The organism is Herbaspirillum sp. SJZ106 (assembly GCF_006715495.1).
Taxonomy (GTDB): domain Bacteria; phylum Pseudomonadota; class Gammaproteobacteria; order Burkholderiales; family Burkholderiaceae_D; genus Herbaspirillum.
Genome location: NZ_VFNI01000001.1, coordinates 235662 through 253451, shown reverse-complemented (window position 1 = coordinate 253451; position 17790 = coordinate 235662). Strand labels below are relative to the sequence as shown.

Annotated in this window: 13 protein-coding genes and 1 other RNA gene; 3 read left to right on the top strand and 11 right to left on the bottom strand. The window is 62.9% G+C overall.

Features of this window, described 5'->3' with window-relative positions:
- Positions 1–11: 11 nt before the first annotated feature.
- Complete coding sequence (locus tag FB598_RS01135) at positions 12–1466, bottom strand: DEAD/DEAH box helicase (RefSeq protein WP_141911797.1); 1455 nt, start codon at positions 1464–1466, stop codon at positions 12–14.
- Between the two features lie 420 nt (positions 1467–1886).
- The gene (locus FB598_RS01130; protein ID WP_141913311.1) at positions 1887–2570 is read right to left on the bottom strand and encodes a fumarylacetoacetate hydrolase family protein; all 684 of its coding nucleotides are present in this window, start codon (positions 2568–2570) and stop codon (positions 1887–1889) included.
- A gap of 347 nt (positions 2571–2917) precedes the next feature.
- Between FB598_RS01130 and FB598_RS01125 the strand changes: the two genes are divergently transcribed.
- Entirely contained in the window at positions 2918–4735 is a 1818-nt protein-coding gene (locus tag FB598_RS01125) for a tetratricopeptide repeat protein (protein WP_141911795.1), read from the top strand.
- Positions 4736–4994: 259 nt separating this feature from the next.
- Positions 4995–6023: a glucokinase gene (locus FB598_RS01120; protein WP_141911793.1), complete on the top strand. Its 1029-nt coding sequence runs from the start codon at positions 4995–4997 to the stop codon at positions 6021–6023.
- 94 nt (positions 6024–6117) lie between these two features.
- Here the strand turns inward: FB598_RS01120 and ffs are convergent.
- Together ffs and ubiD are read right to left on the bottom strand one after the other, a co-directional pair.
- Positions 6118–6216, bottom strand: an RNA gene (gene ffs / locus FB598_RS01115) — signal recognition particle sRNA small type.
- A gap of 130 nt (positions 6217–6346) precedes the next feature.
- The gene (gene ubiD, locus FB598_RS01110; RefSeq protein ID WP_141911791.1) at positions 6347–7831 is read right to left on the bottom strand and encodes a 4-hydroxy-3-polyprenylbenzoate decarboxylase; all 1485 of its coding nucleotides are present in this window, start codon (positions 7829–7831) and stop codon (positions 6347–6349) included.
- Positions 7832–8297: 466 nt separating this feature from the next.
- Between ubiD and FB598_RS01105 the strand changes: the two genes are divergently transcribed.
- Complete coding sequence (locus FB598_RS01105; RefSeq protein ID WP_141911789.1) at positions 8298–9284, top strand: transglycosylase SLT domain-containing protein; 987 nt, start codon at positions 8298–8300, stop codon at positions 9282–9284.
- 109 nt (positions 9285–9393) lie between these two features.
- Here the strand turns inward: FB598_RS01105 and FB598_RS01100 are convergent, their stop codons facing one another.
- From FB598_RS01100 to truB, 7 genes are all read right to left on the bottom strand, one after another.
- A complete protein-coding gene (locus FB598_RS01100; RefSeq protein WP_141911786.1) occupies positions 9394–10575 on the bottom strand; it encodes a pyridoxal phosphate-dependent aminotransferase in 1182 nt (393 codons plus the stop codon).
- Positions 10576–10694: 119 nt separating this feature from the next.
- Positions 10695–11162 carry a transcription antitermination factor NusB gene (nusB, locus tag FB598_RS01095; protein ID WP_141911784.1) on the bottom strand — a complete coding sequence of 156 codons (468 nt, stop codon included), beginning with the start codon at positions 11160–11162 and terminating at the stop codon, positions 10695–10697.
- 102 nt (positions 11163–11264) lie between these two features.
- The gene (gene ribH / locus FB598_RS01090; RefSeq protein ID WP_141911781.1) at positions 11265–11753 is read right to left on the bottom strand and encodes a 6,7-dimethyl-8-ribityllumazine synthase; all 489 of its coding nucleotides are present in this window, start codon (positions 11751–11753) and stop codon (positions 11265–11267) included.
- Between the two features lie 60 nt (positions 11754–11813).
- Entirely contained in the window at positions 11814–12935 is a 1122-nt protein-coding gene (gene ribBA, locus FB598_RS01085; RefSeq protein WP_141911779.1) for a bifunctional 3,4-dihydroxy-2-butanone-4-phosphate synthase/GTP cyclohydrolase II, read from the bottom strand.
- Between the two features lie 84 nt (positions 12936–13019).
- Positions 13020–14021, bottom strand: a complete 1002-nt coding sequence (gene dusA / locus FB598_RS01080; protein WP_255463932.1) for a tRNA dihydrouridine(20/20a) synthase DusA — start codon at positions 14019–14021, stop codon at positions 13020–13022.
- 635 nt (positions 14022–14656) lie between these two features.
- Positions 14657–16498, bottom strand: a complete 1842-nt coding sequence (typA, locus tag FB598_RS01075; protein WP_141911774.1) for a translational GTPase TypA — start codon at positions 16496–16498, stop codon at positions 14657–14659.
- A gap of 172 nt (positions 16499–16670) precedes the next feature.
- Positions 16671–17687 (bottom strand): tRNA pseudouridine(55) synthase TruB, encoded by a 1017-nt coding sequence (gene truB / locus FB598_RS01070; RefSeq protein WP_141911772.1) that lies wholly within the window; start codon positions 17685–17687, stop codon positions 16671–16673.
- Between the last annotated feature and the right edge of the window lie 103 nt (positions 17688–17790).

Genomic DNA, 17790 nt, shown 5'->3' with positions numbered 1-17790 from the left:
ACCGGAGCGGCTCAGCGCTTGGGCATGCCACCCAGCAGCGCCGCTACCTTAGGCTTGGGACGATTCGACTTGGGCAGGATTTCCGGCTTGGTGGATACCTCTGCGGCACCGGTCGGCTCGTAAGGCTTGAGGAACCATGGATCCACCTTTTCGCGACGCGACACCGGGGCGCCGCCGTCGCGGCTGCGCTCGCTCCGCTCGGGACGGCCGGCGCGTTCACTGCGCTCACCGCGAACGCTGCGTTCGCCGCGCTCCGCACGCTCATGGCGCTCGCGCGTGCGCGGGACGAAGCCGGCCAGTTCCGCGCGTTCGAATTTCTTCTTGATCAGCTTTTCGATATCGACCAGCAGGCGCTCGTCCTTATCGCAAAACAGCGAGATGGCATCGCCCGATGCGCCGGCGCGACCGGTACGGCCGATGCGGTGGACGTAATCCTCGGCGTTGTAAGGCAGGTCGTAGTTGATCACGCATGGCAGTTCGGCGATATCGAGACCACGGGCGGCCACGTCGGTCGCCACCAGCACTTCGATCTGGCCTTGCTTGAAGGCTTCCAGCGCGGCCATGCGCTCGGACTGGCTCTTGTCGCCGTGAATGGCCGAGGCCTTGATGCCATCGCTTTCCAGCTGGCGCGACAGGCGCGAGGCGCCGATCTTGGTATTGGAGAATACGATCACCTGCTTCAAGCCGCGCTCGCGGATGATGTGGGTGACGGCCTCGAGCTTGGCACTCTCATCCACCTTGTAGATGGTTTGCGTGACGGTCTCGGCGGTGGCGTTGCTGCGCGCGACTTCGATGGTGACAGGGTTGTTCTGGAAGCTGGCGGCCAGCTTCTTGATTTCAGGCGAGAAGGTCGCCGAGAACATCAGGTTCTGGCGCTGCTTGGGCAGCAGGTTGATGATGCGCTGCAGGTCGGGCAAAAAGCCCATGTCAAGCATGCGATCGGCCTCGTCCATCACCAGGATCTGGGTCTGCGACAGGTTCACCGTCTTTTGCTGCACGTGGTCGAGCAGCCGGCCCGGGGTGGCGATCACGATCTCCACGCCGGCGCGCAATGCGGCCGTCTGCGGCGCCATGTCGATACCGCCGAACACCACGGTCGAGCGCAGCGGCGTGAAGCGCGAATAGGCCTTGACGTTCTCGGCCACCTGGTCGGCCAGCTCGCGGGTCGGCGTCAGGATCAGCGCGCGCACCGGATGGCGCGCCGGCGATACGCTGGTGCTGGCATAGGCCAGCAAGCGCTGGATGATCGGCAGCGAGAACCCGGCGGTCTTGCCGGTGCCGGTCTGCGCCGCGCCCATGACATCGCGTCCCTGCAGCACGACGGGGATCGCCTGTGCCTGGATCGGGGTGGGATGGACATAGCCTTGCTCGGCCAAGGCCTTCAGGATATCCGGCGAAAGGCCGAAATCTTCAAAGCGGACGGCGGGTGCAGTCGATGCTGCGGACGCGGACGTGGTGTCGGACATGGTTTATTGCGAACGGTGCGACAGCGCCGCGGCAGCCTGTACAACGGCTCCGATGCATGGGGTGCATGCGCACGGGTTCAATTGCTTTCAGTGTTGAAGAGTATTACGCGAGGCCGGGCCAAATCAACGCGGCGGCTCGCTTCGGATGATGCATCTGCTGACCGGGCCAGTACCTGTTCACACCGAATCTGTGCGTGCCAACGCGCAGAAGGCGCGCCGATGGTATTGCCCGGAAGATCGCTATTATACGCCGCATCGCAACAGGCTTCATGACAGTTTGGTGTCCGCCCCTGCGAAGGCGAGGCAAATCGGCAAAAACATTGCCATTTTGACATCGATATAGACATCCAAAAAAACCGGCGCCGCCCCGTCAAGGCCGCGGCGCCTGCTTCATTGGGCCGGGAAGCCAACCCGCCCGGATCAGCCGATGGTGACGTTGATATCGAGCAGACCGTCGACATGGCCTTCCAGCCGGTCGCCCTTGACCACCGCGCCCACGCCTTCCGGCGTGCCGGTGTAGATCAGGTCGCCCGGGAACAGCTCGACCAGGCCGGACAGGTAGGAAATGGTTTCCGCCACGCTCCAGATCAGGTCGGACAAATCGCCCTGCTGGCGCACTTCGCCATTGACCTTGAGCCAGACCGCGCCCTTGTCGGGATGGCCGACCTTGGATACCGGCAGCAGCGGCGCGCACGGCGCCGACTGGTCGAAGCCCTTGGCCATGTCCCAGGGACGGCCCAGCTTCTTGGCGGCGGCCTGGATATCGCGACGGGTCATGTCGAGCCCGACGGCATAGCCGAACACCAGTTCCAGCGCCTTTTCCACCGGCACGTCGCGCCCGCCCCGGCCCAATGCCACCACCATCTCGATCTCGTGGTGATAGTCGCTGGTGGCCGCCGGATAAGGCACCACCGAATCGGTCGGCACGATGGCGTCGGCCGGCTTCATGAAGAAGAATGGCGGTTCGCGGTCCGGGTCATGGCCCATCTCGCGGGCGTGGGCGGCGTAGTTGCGGCCGACGCAATAGATGCGGCGCACCGGGAAAGGATTGCCGCCAACCACGGGAATAGTGGGCTGGACAGGCGCGGGGATGGCGAAACTCATCGGGAAGACTCCGTAGTGGATGGTGGCCGGTCGAGCGGCCATTTCTGCATTTCTCAATCTATGACGGCGCGGCGCACTGGCGTCGCCTTGCCGGTGCCCAGTGTAAAAGAAAAGGCGCAGGGCTGCTTGGCACTGCCCTCACGGCCCTGCCGCCAATGCCGCCGGCCAGGAACCTGTTCCCGATCTCGCGCGGAAACAGGTTCCAAGATATAGGCGGCAATTCCGGCTGTAATCCGCTGGATAAAAAACGGCGAATTTGGGACACTTGCGGCAGCACAACGCGCGGCGCCGGGTATTGCCGGCCACTCCGCTTTTTTCATTGCAGCAGACCAAGCCTCCATATTCCTATGCGTCAACAAGCAAATGCCGCCACCATCCTGTTGCAACAGGCGCTGGCGCTGCATCAGAAGGGCCAGATGGCGCCCGCCGAAGCACTCTACAAAAAAGCGCTGGCCAAAGCGCCCGGCCACTTCGAAGCCAACTACCTGTACGGCATGCTCAAGCTGCACCAGGAGGATTGGGACGCTGCCGAAATGCAGTTGGGAAAAGCGATCAAACTCAATCCGCGGCACGTGGATACCTATTTCGACCATGCCGGCGCGCTGGAACACCTCGGCCGTGACCAGGATGCCGTCCAGAGCTACGACCGCGTCATCGAACTCAAGCCCGATTTCGCCGATGCCTTCATCAAACGCGCGCAGGTGCTGCGGCGGCTTGGGCGCAGCCGCGACGCCCTCGCGGACTGCGACAAGGCCGTGGCGATCGCGCCGGACAACGCCGAGGCCTGGTTCCAGCGCGGCAACTGCCAGTACGACCAGTTCAACTTCCGCGAATCCCAGGAAAGCTACAAGCGTGCGGTGGCGCTGCGGCCGGATTTCATCGAAGCGCTGTTCAACCTGGGCAATGCCCACAAGGACTTTTATCGTTTCGGCGATGCGCTCGAGGCCTATGACCGCGCGCTTGCCGCCGCCCCCGACTTCACCCAGGCGCATATCAACAGGGGTTACGTACTGTTCCGCCTGCACCGCCCCCATGAGGCGCTGGAAGCCTATGATCGCGCCCTGGCGCTGGACGACAGCTCCCATGACCTGTGGTTCAACCGCGCGGCGACGCTGGAAGAGCTGCGCCGCTTCGACGAAGCCAAGGAAAGCTATCGCCGGGCCCAGATGCTCGATCCGGCCACGAACTCGGCGCGCTGGAACGAGGCCTTGATGCAATTGCGCCAAGGCGACTTCCGCAACGGCTGGCAGCAGTACGAAGCCCGCTGGGAAACCCGGCAGATGCAAGACCAGCGGCGCAGCTTCCAGCAGCCCCTGTGGCTTGGCCAAGAATCCCTGCAAGGAAAAACCATCCTGCTGCATGCCGAACAAGGTTTCGGCGACACCTTGCAATTTGCGCGCTACGTGTCGGTAGTCGCGGCAAAAGGCGCCAAGGTCATCCTTGAGGTACAGCCGGCGCTGGAACGACTGATGCGCACTGTACCCGGCGTGAGCGAGGTAGTCGCCCGCGGCGGCGCGTTGCATCGCGCTTTCGATTTCCACTGCCCGCTGATGAGCTTGCCGCTGGCCTGCCAAACCTTTTCCGAAGACGCCATCCCGCGTGCGCCTTACCTGAGCACCGACCCCGGCCAATGGGCCGCTTGGCACCGGCGCCTGCCGCAAAACCGCGCCTTGCGCGTGGGGCTGGCCTGGTCCGGCAGCTCGCAGTCGACCGATCCCAGCGCGGTGGCCATCGATGCCATGCGTTCGGTTGCGTTTGCCGAGCTGGCCCCCATCGTGGAACTGGCGCGCAGCCGGGGCGGCGTCGAGTTCGTCTCGCTCCAGGTGGGCGAGGCTGCCGTCGCGCAGTTGCAAGCGCATCCGCTGCGCGACCGTGTGCACGACTTCTCCGCCCAGTTGACCGACTTTTCCGAAACCGCCGCACTGGTTGCCAATCTCGACCTGGTCATCAGCGTCGACACATCGGTGTGCCATCTCGCCGGCGCGCTGGGCAAGCCGGTCTGGCTGCTGGATCGCTTCAACGGCTGCTGGCGCTGGCAGGTCGACCGTACGGATTCGCCCTGGTACCAGAATTTCACCATCTTCCGCCAGGATACCCAAGGAGATTGGAGCGGCGTCGTAGCGCAAATGCAGGAAGCGCTGACGCTGCACCTTGCCGGCGAATAAGCCCGCAAACGCCATCGCGCCGGATCAGTCGCCGGGTTGCTTCCTGCAGGCAATCCGGCTTTTTCACGCCTCGCGCCAGCGGACTACCCATCGACCAGACGTGCGCCCGGAACCTGTGCCGGCATGCGGCCTCATAACAGGCAGGACAGGCAGGAAATTGGTTATCCTCTTCGTACCCTTTCGTATCTCTTGATACCTTTGACACAACATGGATGGCGGCGCCACCCACCGCCATCCCGCAACGACAAGGACCACGGGAATGCAGACTGGCCAACCGAGCAGCAACGCCACCACCCATGCCGGCCACGGCGAGCATGCCGACGGCCCGCGCCTGCTAGCCGATATCGGCGGCACCAACGCGCGCTTCGCCCTGGAACCCGGGCGGGGCCGCATCGAAGCCATCAAGACCCTGTCGGCTGCCGATTACCAGGAATTCACCGATGCCGTACAGGCCTACCTGCAACAAGCCGGCCAGCCGCCGGTACGGCATGCGGTAGTGGCCATCGCCAATCCGGTGCAAGGCGACCAGATCAAGATGACCAACCATGACTGGGCGTTCTCGATCGAAGCGGCGCGCCAATTGCTGCGCCTGGACACGCTGCTGCTGGTCAACGATTTCACCGCGCTGTCGATGGCGGTGCCGCGCTTGGCCGCATCCGAACTGCAGCAAGTGGGCGCAGGCCAGGCCGTAGCCGGCAGCCCCATCGGCCTGGTCGGCGCGGGCACCGGCCTGGGCGTGGGCGGCCTGGTATATGGCGGGGAGCGCTGGCTGCCGCTGGCCAGCGAAGGCGGGCATGTGTCCTTCTCGCCGGCCAATCCGCGTGAGGCCGCAATTCTTGCCTATGGCTGGCGTACTTACGAGCATTTGTCGGCCGAGCGGCTGGTATCGGGGCCGGGGCTGGAACTGATCCACCAGGCGCTGCGCGACATCGAAGGGCTGCCAAGCGAAGCGCTCAAGGCGGAACAGATCGTGGAACGCGGCCTGCGGCAAGGCGATCCGCACTGCAAGGAAACCGTCGATATTTTCTGCAGCATGCTCGGCACCGTGGCGGCCAACCTGGCGCTCACGCTGGGCGCGCTGGGCGGCATCTACATCGGCGGCGGCGTGGTGCCGCATCTGGGCGATTACTTCGCGCGTTCGCCGTTCCGCCCGCGTTTCGAGAACAAGGGGCGCATGTCGGCGCTGACAAGAAAGATCCCGACCTTCGTGATTACCGCCGACTATCCGGCCTTCATCGGGGTGTCCGCCATCCTCGGAGACAAGCTGGGCGACAAGCGCGCTGCATAACCGAAGCTAGCGGGCCGAATGCGCGGCACACCAACGTTGCCTGAGGTTCAAGGCGTTTGGCAGGCGATGTAGACGACGGGAGAGAAGAAAGAGAAGAGGCGAGCCTTGTCTGCGGCACTTGCGGGAAATGGCTGTGGCTGCTTCGTTCCCGACCTGACCAGGTTGACCATGCCACAATGCGCAGGGGCCCGCCGGGGCGAATTGTACTCCATTTCACACTGCCCCGGCCAGCGAATTCGGCATCCCGCCTGCGCCACAATGAAAAGCCGCGCAAATTGTTTATACAATTGCGCGGCTTTTTCAGTCGATGGCCATGCGGCCGATCAGATCCCCAACTGCTGCCAGATATCGTCCACGCGGCGCTTGACCTCGTCGCTCATGGCGATGGGCGTGCCCCACTCGCGGCTGGTTTCGCCCGGCCATTTGTTGGTGGCATCGATGCCCATCTTGCTGCCCAAACCGCTGATGGGCGAGGCGAAGTCGAGATAGTCGATCGGCGTGTTATCCACCATCACCGTATCGCGTACCGGATCGACCCGCGTGGTGATGGCCCAGATCACTTCCTTCCAGTCGCGGATATCGACGTCCTCGTCCACCACCACGATGAACTTGGTGTACATGAACTGGCGCAGGAAACTCCACACGCCGAACATCACGCGCTTGGCATGGCCGGCATACGACTTCTTCATCTGCACCACCGCCATGCGGTAGCTGCAGCCTTCGGGCGGCAAGTAGAAATCGGTAATTTCGGAGAACTGCTTCTGCAGCAGCGGCACGAACACCTCGTTCAAGGCCACGCCCAGCACCGCCGGTTCGTCGGGCGGCTTGCCGGTATAGGTCGAATGGTAGATGGCGTCGCTGCGCATGGTGATGCGGTCGATGGTGAAGACCGGGAACCAGTCCTGCTCGTTGTAATAGCCGGTGTGGTCGCCATAGGGGCCTTCGAGCGCGTGCTCATAGCCCGAAGGATGGTCTGCATCCGGATAGATATGCCCTTCCAGCACGATTTCGGCTGAGGCCGGCACGCGCAACTCGCTGCCCATGGCCTTGACCAGCTCGGTGCGGCTGCCGCGCAGCAGGCCGGCGAACTGGTATTCGGACAGGCTGTCCGGCACCGGCGTCACCGCTCCTAATATAGTGGCGGGATCGGCGCCCAGGGCGACCGCCACCGGATAAGGCTGGCCGGGGTTGGCGATGCAATGCTCGCGGAAATCGAGCGCGCCGCCGCGATGCGCCAGCCAGCGCATGATCACCTTGTTCGGGCCCAGCACCTGCTGGCGATAGATCCCCAGATTCTGGCGTTTCTTGTGCGGCCCCTTGGTAATCACCAGGCCCCAGGTAATCAGCGGCGCCACGTCGCCCGGCCAGCAATGCTGGATGGGCAGACGCGAGAGGTCGACATCCCGGCCTTCCCACACCACATCCTGGCAAGGCGCCGAACTGCGCTCCTTGGGCGCCATGTCCCATAGCGACTTGACCAGCGTCCCCAGGCCCAGCACATCCTTGAAACCCTTGGGCGGCTCCGGCTCTTTCAGGCGCGCCAGCAAGTGGCCGATACGGCGCAATTCCCCGATATCTTCAGCGCCCATGCCCAATGCGACCCGGTGCGGAGTACCGAAAAGATTCGCTAAGACCGGGATATTTTTCTCATCCACACGCTCAAAAAGGAGCGCCGGACCTTCCGCCCGGAGCGTGCGATCGCAGATCTCGGTCATCTCCAGATGGGAGGAAACAGGCAGGGATATGCGCTTTAATTCGCCTTTTTGTTGCAATTTGGAAATAAAATCGCGCAGATCCGTGTATTTCATACTTTTTAACAAATTTCTTTTTGCATGACAGCCGGCTCAGGTATCCCCGGCAAACGCTTGATTCTATTGATTTTTGAAGAAAGGCCACGCTGAAAATGAGACACAAAAGTTATGAAAAACAGTTTTTATAGTATTGACTCGATATAAAGTGACTTCTACAATGCGCCCACCCTAAACGAAAGGGCGTGAGCCAAGAAGCTCAACAGGCTTGAAACAATCACAACAAGCTTGCAAGGTATCCAGGGACCGGGGTCCCAGCAACACAAAGAAGTGTCATCCAAGGCGTCAGCCTTACTCCCCGAAACATCGTCATCCGACGGCACGGCCAGCAGGCCTCGCGGATGACTACTTGCCGTAACGCCTTGCGACGGTAACGTAATAGATTGCAGCAACGCCAGTCCAGCTATCCGGTCTCCACTTCTTGGCCGGCGAGCCCTGTATTTGCCGCAATAACGCAGGAGGTTCAATGTCTAACCAAGCTACCGAGGCGCCTTTAGCAGGCGCCCCGCAGATGGTTCAGCGTGCCGCGCTCTGGAATGCATCCCTGAACGCGCGCATTGGTCAATTTTTCAGCGTTGCCCACCGTGCAATCACGGTACTCGGCATCGCCGCCCTGTTCGTACTCGGGCTGATGTTCTTCAATCCGGACCTGGCCGACAAGCTGATCAGCATGTCGCCCTTCTCGGATTCGGCCGACGACGTGCAAACAGCCGACGCAGTGGCTGTGCCGCCGCTGGCCGAACTGATGTCGCCGGCGGCGCCGGTTCCCACCATTCCGGTGATCGCTGGGGCTGCCGCAACGGCGTCGGCAACCGGCCCGGCAATGTCGGCAGAAGACCGCCAGCTGCTGGGCACGCCTCGCCAGCAGAAGCTGGTGACCAGCTGGCTGGCCAAGCGTTACCGCGTGGCCAACGATGCCGCCGACATGCTGGTATCGGCCACTTACCTGACGGCACGCGACATCAAGCTCGACCCGCTGCTGATCCTGTCGGTGATCGCCATCGAGTCCCGCTTCAATCCCTTCGCCGAAAGCCCGATGGGCGCGCAGGGCCTGATGCAGGTGATGTCCAAGGTGCACCATGACAAGTTCCAGGACCTGGGCGGCATCAAGGCAGCCCTGAATCCGGTTGCCAACATCCGTGTCGGCTCGCAGATCCTGAAAGAATACGTGACCCGCGGCGGCTCCATCGAAGCCGGCCTGAAGTCCTACGTCGGCGCGGCTGACATGGCCAACGACGGCGGCTACGGCGTGAAGGTGCTGTCCGAATACCAGAACCTGAAGCAAGTGGCGATGGGGAAGAACGTGTCGATCTACACCACCGCGACCGTGAAGCTGCCGCCGGCAGCCCCGGCGGTCTCCGCCAGCGCCGAGCCCAAGCCGGCAGCCGCAAACAACGTTGCCTCGGCATCTGCCGCCAAGCCGCGGACGGAAGAACAACTCGCTGCCTTATGAGCGTGTTGCGCTTGAATATTACCGGTATTCAAAACGCAAAAAAGGAGCCTTCGGGCTCCTTTTTCTTTTCCGGCTGCCAACGCCTCGGCAGCTGACGCCCTCGATATCCTCAGGCCGCCGCCTTGCGGCTGGCGAAGAAGGTTTTCAGGCGCGCCACCGCCTCCTGCAGGTTTTCCATCGACGTCGCATACGACAAGCGGATATAGCGGCGCGCAGTAAAGGGGCCGAAATCCAGGCCCGGCACCAGTACCACGCCGGCTTCATTGAGCATGTCGAGCGTCAGCCGGTCGGCATCGTCGGACAGCGCACTGCAATCGGCGTAGACATAGAAAGCGCCGTCCGGCACCACCGGCACCTTGAAGCCCAGGCTTTCCAGCGCCGGCACGATATAGTCGCGGCGGCGCTTGAACTCCGCCTTGCGCTCTTCATAGATGGCGATCGACTGGGCAGAGAAGCAAGCCACACCGGCATGCTGGGCAATCGATGAGGCGCAGATGAACAAGTTCTGCGCCAGCTTCTCGATCTGCGGCACCAAGGCCGGCGGCAGCACCAGCCAGCCCAGGCGCCATCCGGTCATGTTGAAGTACTTGGAGAAGCTGTTGATCACCACCACGTCCTCGCCCAGCGACAGCGCCGAGAACGGCGTTCCCTCATACGACAGGCCCTGGTAGATCTCATCGACGATGGTGAAGCCGCCGCGCTCGCGCACTTCGGCCACAATGTCGCGCAATTCCCCGGGCAGGATGGAAGTGCCGGTCGGATTGGACGGCGAAGCCAGCAGCACGCCACGGGTGGCCTGGCTCCAGTGCTCGCGCACCATCTGCGCGGAAAGCTGGAAGCGGTGTTCCGGGCCGCTGGCGATCAGCTTGGCCTGGCCTTCGAAAGCCGCGACGAAATGACGGTTGCAAGGATAGCTGGGGTCGGGCATCAACACTTGCGCGTCCTTCTCCACCAGCGTGGCACAGGCCAGCAACAAGGCCGCCGAGGCGCCGGCCGTGACCACGATGCGCTCGGGCGCGATCTCCAGTCCGTAGACGCTGCGGTAATGGTCGGAAATCGCCTGCCGCAATTGCGGCAAGCCGGTCGCCGAGGTGTACTGCATCTTGCCGTCGGCCATGGCGCGCGTGGCGGCTTCCACCACCGCCGGCGGCGCGGTGAAGTCGGGTTCGCCGATGCCCATGTGGATGATATGGCGCCCCTGCTGCTCCAGCACGGCGGCCTTCTTGGCCAGCTCCATGACGTGGAAGGGGGCGATGTTATTGAGGCGGGAGGCGAGTTCGTTCAGGCTCATGGGAAATCCGGAAAGCGGGTGGCGCGCCTGGGCGGCAGCGCATGCAACAGAGATGGTGCGGCCGGGCGGCCACCCGGCTTGACGCCGGCCGCCCGAGGCGCCGCGCCGCGAACAAGTGCTTAGCGGCGGCCGGCGCCGACTTCGGTGGCACGCACTTGCGCCGCAAAGCGATCGAGCACGCCGTTGACATACTTGTGGCCGTCGATGCCGCCGAAAGACTTGGTCAATTCCACGGCCTCGTTGATCACCACTTTGTAGGGAATCTCGATGTGGTGCTGCAGTTCGTAGGCGCCGATCAGCAACGCGGCATGCTCTACCGGCGACAGTTCCTTGATGGAGCGGTCGATCAGCGGCGCCAGGCCGGCGCGCAATGCCTGGGCATCGCGGATGGCGCCGTTGAGCAGCGTGTCGAAGTGTTCGGCGTCAGCTTTGTCGAAACCGTGCGCTTCGCGGATGTGTGCTTCGATTGCGCCGCTGTCCTCATGGTTGAGCAGCCACTGGTACAAGCCCTGCAACGCGAACTCGCGCGCCCGGTGGCGCGGTGTGCGATTCTTGTTCGAATTGGCGTGTTGAGATTTGTTCGACATGATGAATGCGGCGCGAAGCCGTGAATGCTTTACTTGAATGAATACTTGAAACTGCCGGAAAAAACCGCCGCGCTGCTGCCTGTGCAGCGGCGCGGCAACGGCTTATTCCTCTTCGTCGGTCGCCTGGCCCAGCTCTTCCAGGACGATCGACAGGTTCGCCATTTCGACCGCAACGCGGGCCGCGTCGGCGCCCTTCTCGGCCATGCGCACTTCAGCCTGCTCGTCGTTCTCGGTGGTCAGCACGGCGTTGGCGATGGGCACGCCGAAATCCAGCGCGATGCGGCTGATGCCGGCGCCCGATTCGTTGGAAACCAGCTCGAAGTGGTAGGTTTCGCCGCGAATCACCGCGCCCAGCGCGATGAGCGCGTCGAACTGCTCGGTCTCCGCCATCTTCTGCAGGGCCAGCGGGATTTCCAGGGCGCCCGGCACGGTGACGTGCAGGATGTCCTCGTCGGCTACCCCCAGATGCTTCAATTCGGCCAGGCAGGCCGCCAGCAGGCCATGGCAGACGTCTTCATTGAAGCGCGCCTGCACGATGCCGATGCGCAAGCTTTCGCCATTCAAATCCGCTTCAAAAGTTCCAATGGTCATGGCTTTTCCTTATTAGGTTGTTGACTTGCGTGATTGCTGATCTTGGTCGTTCCGTACTACTTATACGCCATCGCGCGCCTGGTAACCGGTGACTTCCAGCTTGAAGCCTGCCATCGACGGCATCTTGCGCGGACTGGCCAGGAGCTTCATCTTGCACACGCCCAAATCCTTCAGGATCTGGGCGCCGATGCCATAGGTGCGCAAATCCAGGCGGTCGGCGCGCAGCGGCTTGGCGGCATTGGCGCCGCCAACCTGGTTGAGCGCACCGAACTGGTCGAACATCTGCTGGGCCGATTCTTCGCAATTGAGCAGCACCACCACGCCGCCCGGCGCGGCCTGCACCGCCTTCATGGCGGCTGCCAGGTTCCACGAGTGGGTGGTGACTTCGGACTCCAGCAAATCGAGGATGGACACCGGCTGGTGTACCCGCACCAGGGTTTCCTGGCCAGGCTGGATCTCGCCATGCACCAGCGCCAGATGCGCGCCGCCGGATGGCGTGTCGCGATAGGCGATGGCCTTGAAGTTGCCGTGCACGGTCTGCATGTCGCGTTCGGCCACGCGCTCGATGATGCTCTCGTTGCGGCTGCGGTAATGGATCAGGTCGGCAATCGTGCCGATCTTCAGGCTGTGCTTCTCGGCGAACTCCATCAGGTCCGGCAGGCGCGCCATGGTGCCGTCGTCCTTCAGGATCTCGCAGATCACGGCGGCCGGCGTCAGCCCGGCCAGGGCGGTCAGGTCGCACCCGGCTTCGGTGTGGCCGGCGCGCATCAGCACACCGCCCTTTTGCGCGCGCAGTGGAAAGATATGGCCCGGGTTCACCAGGTCCGACGGCTTGGCGTGCTTGGCCGCGGCTACCTGGATGGTGCGCGCGCGGTCGGCGGCGGAAATACCGGTGGTCACGCCCTCGGCCGCCTCGATCGAGACGGTGAAGTTGGTGCCGAACTGCGTACCGTTGCGGCTGGCCATCATCGGCAGGTCGAGCTGGTCGCAATGTTCTTCGGTGAGCGTCAGGCATACCAGGCCGCGCGCATGCGTAACCATGAAATTGATGGCTTCCGGCGTGACGAAATCGGTCGCCAGGATCAGATCGCCTTCGTTTTCGCGATCTTCTTCGTCGACCAGGATCACCATGCGTCCGGCACGGAGTTCGGCGACGATTTCTTCTGTTGTAGCGAGTGGCATATGATTTTCTTTTCCCATCTGGAACCCGCTATTTTAAAGGATTGCGGGCGTCCTCACCCTGCCTGTAGCGTGCTTTGCCGCGATTTATTGATCCTGGATGGCCTGCGTGCGCGCCAACGCTTCCTGTAACAGGGCCGGATCGCCCAGCGCCAGCCTCTTCGAGTCCGACAACGTCTGGCGGAAGGCGCGCGCGCCGGGCACGCCGGCCAGCAGGCCCAGCATATGGCGGGTCATGCTGTTGAGGCGCAGGCCGCGGCCATTGTCACCGTGCAATGCCAGCTGGCGTTGCATGTATGGCAGCATGGCGGCGATCACCTGTTCGCGGCTCGGCTGGCGGCCGCCGTCCAGGGTCGGGTAATAGCGCGCGTCGAAACCGGCCATCAGGTAAGGGTTATGGTAAGCCTCGCGGCCCAGCATGACGCCGTCCACGTGCTGCAAATGCTCGTCGATCTCGGCCACGGTCTTGATGCCGCCATTGATCAGGATTTCCAGTTCCGGGAAATCTTTCTTCAACTGGTAGGCATAGTCGTACTTCAAGGGCGGAATCTCGCGGTTTTCCTTCGGGCTCAGGCCCTTCAGGATGGCGTTGCGCGCGTGCACGATGAATGTCTTGCAACCCGCTTCGGCGATGGCGCCGACGAAATCGCGCACGAAATCATACGATTGCACGTCGTCGATGCCGATACGGTGCTTCACGGTGACGTCGATCGACACCGCGTCGCGCATGGCCTTGACACAATCGGCCACCAGCGCCGGCTCGCCCATCAGGCAAGCGCCGAACGCTCCCTTTTGTACGCGCTCGGACGGGCAACCGCAGTTCAGATTGATCTCGTCATAGCCCCATTGCTCGCCCAGCTTCGCGCTATGCGCCAGGTCGGCCGGCTCGCTGCCGCCCAGTTGCAAGGCGACCGGGTGCTCTTCCTCGTTGAAATCGAGATGGCGCGGCACGTCGCCATGCAGCAGCGCGCCGGTGGTCACCATCTCGGTGTACAACCAGGTGTGGCGCGTGATCTGGCGATGGAAGACGCGGCAGTGCCGGTCGGTCCAATCCATCATCGGGGCCACGCTGACAGTGCGTGGGGGCAAGTGTTTCTTCATGTGCTAAAGGATCGTAATCCGTAAATCGTTTCGGCTGCCGATGGGCGATCCGGCGCGCCGCATCTCCAGTGTCTGCGATGGCATGACGGGCTGCAAGCAGGCGCCGCCGGCGGTCAATCGCCGGCCATGCACAGGGCAAATCGGCGGGCAAATAGAAAGCCCGCAAGGCTTTCGCGTTGCGGGCTGGTGTCCCCTCTATCCTCTGTGAGATAGGATTTTTATACTGCGGACACGATTCTGCACCACAAACCGACAGCCGTCATTTCGCAATGCACAAAAATAGTGCCATGGAAATAAAACCAGCCATGCCGCCTGCGGAAATGGCCTTCCCGCGGTAACCAGGCAGCTTGATATCAATCGTTGCCACTCCAACCACAAGACCCTATGCGCTGGGCACGTGCACGGGGAAACAAGGCAAACGCGGCAAAAAAAAAGCCCACAACCGAAGTTGCGGGCTTGAATCCAATTCTTTAGGAGGAAATTGGAGGAGACAGGTGTAACTATATGGCAGCGCATCATAGCTGTCTGCTTTATTGTGCTGATATCTGGTATTCACAAAAAAGATATCAGCCCAGACCTGCCCCGCTCCAACGGCAACCGCACGCAGCTGCCATTTCCCCGCATCAAATCGATTCTTCGCGCGACGCCTTCTTGCGCTCGTGTTCCTTCAGGTGACGCTTGCGCAGGCGAATGCTCTTCGGCGTGACTTCAACTAGCTCGTCATCCTCGATGAATTCGACGGCGTATTCCAGGTTCAGCTCGATCGGCGGCACCAGGCGCACTGCTTCGTCGGTGCCGGAAGCACGCACGTTGGTCAGCTGCTTGCCCTTGATCGGGTTCACCACCAGGTCGTTGTCGCGCGAGTGGATGCCGATGATCATGCCTTCGTAGACCGGGTCGTTGTGGCTGACGAACATGCGGCCGCGATCCTGCAGCTTCCACAATGCGTAGGCCACGGCGGCGCCGTCGTCCTGCGAGATCAGCACGCCGTTGCGGCGGCCGGCCAGTTCACCCTTGGTGGTATCGACCGGCTTGTAGTCGTCGAACACGTGGCTCATCAGGCCGGTGCCGCGGGTCAGGGTCATGAATTCGCCCTGGAAGCCGATCAGGCCACGCGCCGGGATGTGGTATTCCAGGCGCACACGGCCCTTGCCGTCCGGTTCCATGTTCTGCAGGTCGCCGCGGCGGCGGCCCAGTTCTTCCATCACGCCGCCCTGGTGGGTTTCTTCGACGTCCACGGTCAGGTTCTCGTACGGTTCTTCGCGCACGCCGTCAACCATGCGGAACACCACGCGCGGACGCGACACGGCCAGTTCGAAGCCTTCGCGGCGCATGTTCTCGATCAGGATGGTCAGGTGCAGTTCGCCGCGGCCCGACACTTCGTAGGTCGAGTCGTCGTTCTCGGCCTGCACCACGCGCAGCGCCATGTTGGACTTCAGTTCCTTCTCCAGGCGGTCGCGGATCTGGCGGGTGGTGACGAACTTGCCTTCGCGGCCGGCCAACGGCGAGGTGTTGACCATGAAGTTCATGGTCAGGGTCGGTTCGTCGACCTTCAGCATCGGCAGGCCGTTGGGCGCGTCCGGCGCACAGATGGTGGAGCCGATGCCGATTTCCTCGATACCGTTGATCAGCACGATGTCGCCGGCCAGCGCTTCATCGACCAGCACGCGTTCCAGGCCCTTGAAGGTCAGCACCTGGTTGATACGGGCCTTGGTCGGCTTGTCTGTCGGACCGTTCATCCAGACCACGTCCTGGCCGCCCTTGACGCGGCCGGCGAGGATACGGCCGACGCCGATCTTGCCGACGTAGGACGAGTATTCCAGCGAAGTGATCTGCAGTTGCAGCGGCGCGTCCGGATCGTCCTTGCGCGCCGGCACGTACTTCAGGATGGCATCGAACAGCGGTTCCATGCTGCCGCTGCGCGCTTCCGGATCCAGGCTGGCGTAACCGTTCAGGCCCGAAGCGTAGATCACCGGGAAGTCCAGCTGCTCTTCGGTCGCGCCCAGCTTGTCGAACAGTTCGAAGGTGGCGTTGATGGCCCACTCGGCGCGCGCGCCCGGACGGTCGATCTTGTTGAGGACCACGATGGGCTTCAGGCCCAGCGCCAGCGCCTTGCGAGTGACGAAACGGGTCTGCGGCATCGGGCCTTCCTGGGCATCCACCAGCAGCAGCACGCTGTCGACCATCGACAGCACGCGCTCGACCTCGCCGCCGAAGTCGGCGTGGCCCGGGGTATCGACGATGTTGATGTGGGTGCCCTTGTACTCCACCGCGCAGTTCTTCGACAGGATGGTGATGCCGCGTTCCTTTTCGATGTCGTTCGAATCCATCACGCGGTTATCGACCTGCTGGTTGTCGCGGAAGGTGCCGGACTGGCGCAGCAGTTGGTCGACCAGGGTGGTTTTGCCGTGGTCAACGTGGGCAATGATGGCGATGTTGCGAATTGCGCGGATATTGTTTGACATGGTGAATGTAGGTTGATGCCGATTCTTGGAAGGCGCGCATTATAGCATGCTGCGTCGCATGAAATTTAAAAAGACCTGTATTTTCAACGGCTTGCCGCCCCTTCGCGACAACCGCGAAGGAGCGGCAAAAACCGCTTTACTGCCCATTTGCATCCCCGGCCTGCGCACCTGCTCAGGCGGTGGACACCAATCGTTCCGGCGCCAGGATGGCGTATTCCTGCAACAAGCCGGTGCCCAACAGGCAACCGTCGGAAACGCGGTACACCCGCACCCGGCCGGCTTGCTCCGGCACTGCCACGCTTTCCTTGCCCAGGGCCAGTCGCTGTCCGTGCAAAAAACGACGCGCCAGTTCATCCGGCAGCTGTACGGCGGCAAAACTCTGCAGCAAGCCGTCCACCGGCAACAACATGTCCTTGCGCTGCGCCAGCTCGCCGGCCGCGTCGAGTTGCTCCAGCGTCACCGCGCCTGCCAGCGTCAGCGGGCCGACACCGGTGCGGCGCAATGCGTTCAGGTGCGCGCCGCAACCCAGCGCCTGGCCGATGTCCTCGCCCAGCACGCGAATATACGTCCCTTTGCTGCAGGTGACGCGAATGGTCAGCATCGGCGCCTGGTAGGCCAGCATTTCCAGATGATGGATGGTGACCGCGCGCGCCTCCCGCTCCAGCGTAATGCCGGCGCGCGCGTATTCGTACAAAGGCTTGCCGTCGCGTTTCAGGGCGGAATGCATGGGCGGCACCTGGAGGATGTCGCCGCGATACCGCGCCAGCGCCGCTTCAATCTGTGCGGCCCCGACCTCGACGGCATGCTCGCCGATGACCTGCCCTTCGGTATCGCCGGTATCGGTCTTGATGCCAAGGTGGACGACGGCCTCGTAGGTCTTGTCGGCCTCCAGCAAATCTTGCGAGAACTTGGTGGCCTCCCCGAAGCACAGCGGCAACAGGCCGGTGGCGAACGGATCAAGGGTGCCGGTATGCCCGGCCTTGGGCGCATTGAGCATGCGCTTGGCGCGGATCAGGGCGTCGTTGCTGGAGAGGCCCGCCGGCTTGTCCAGCAGCAGCACGCCGTGCACCGGCATACGCGGTGGGCGCGGCACGCGCGCCGCCGGAGCCGGGCGTTGCTTGCGCTCGCCATCCTGCTCTTGCGTTGCCTGGGGGGAGGACGATCCGTGCGCCGGTATGTTGTCTGCCATGTGATGGACGGACGGCCTGTGAGCTGCGTCGAGCGCCAGGCGATGCCGGGCATGCGCGGCCGGGCCGGCCGATTGATATGTCAATGAATGCCGCGGTCCTTGA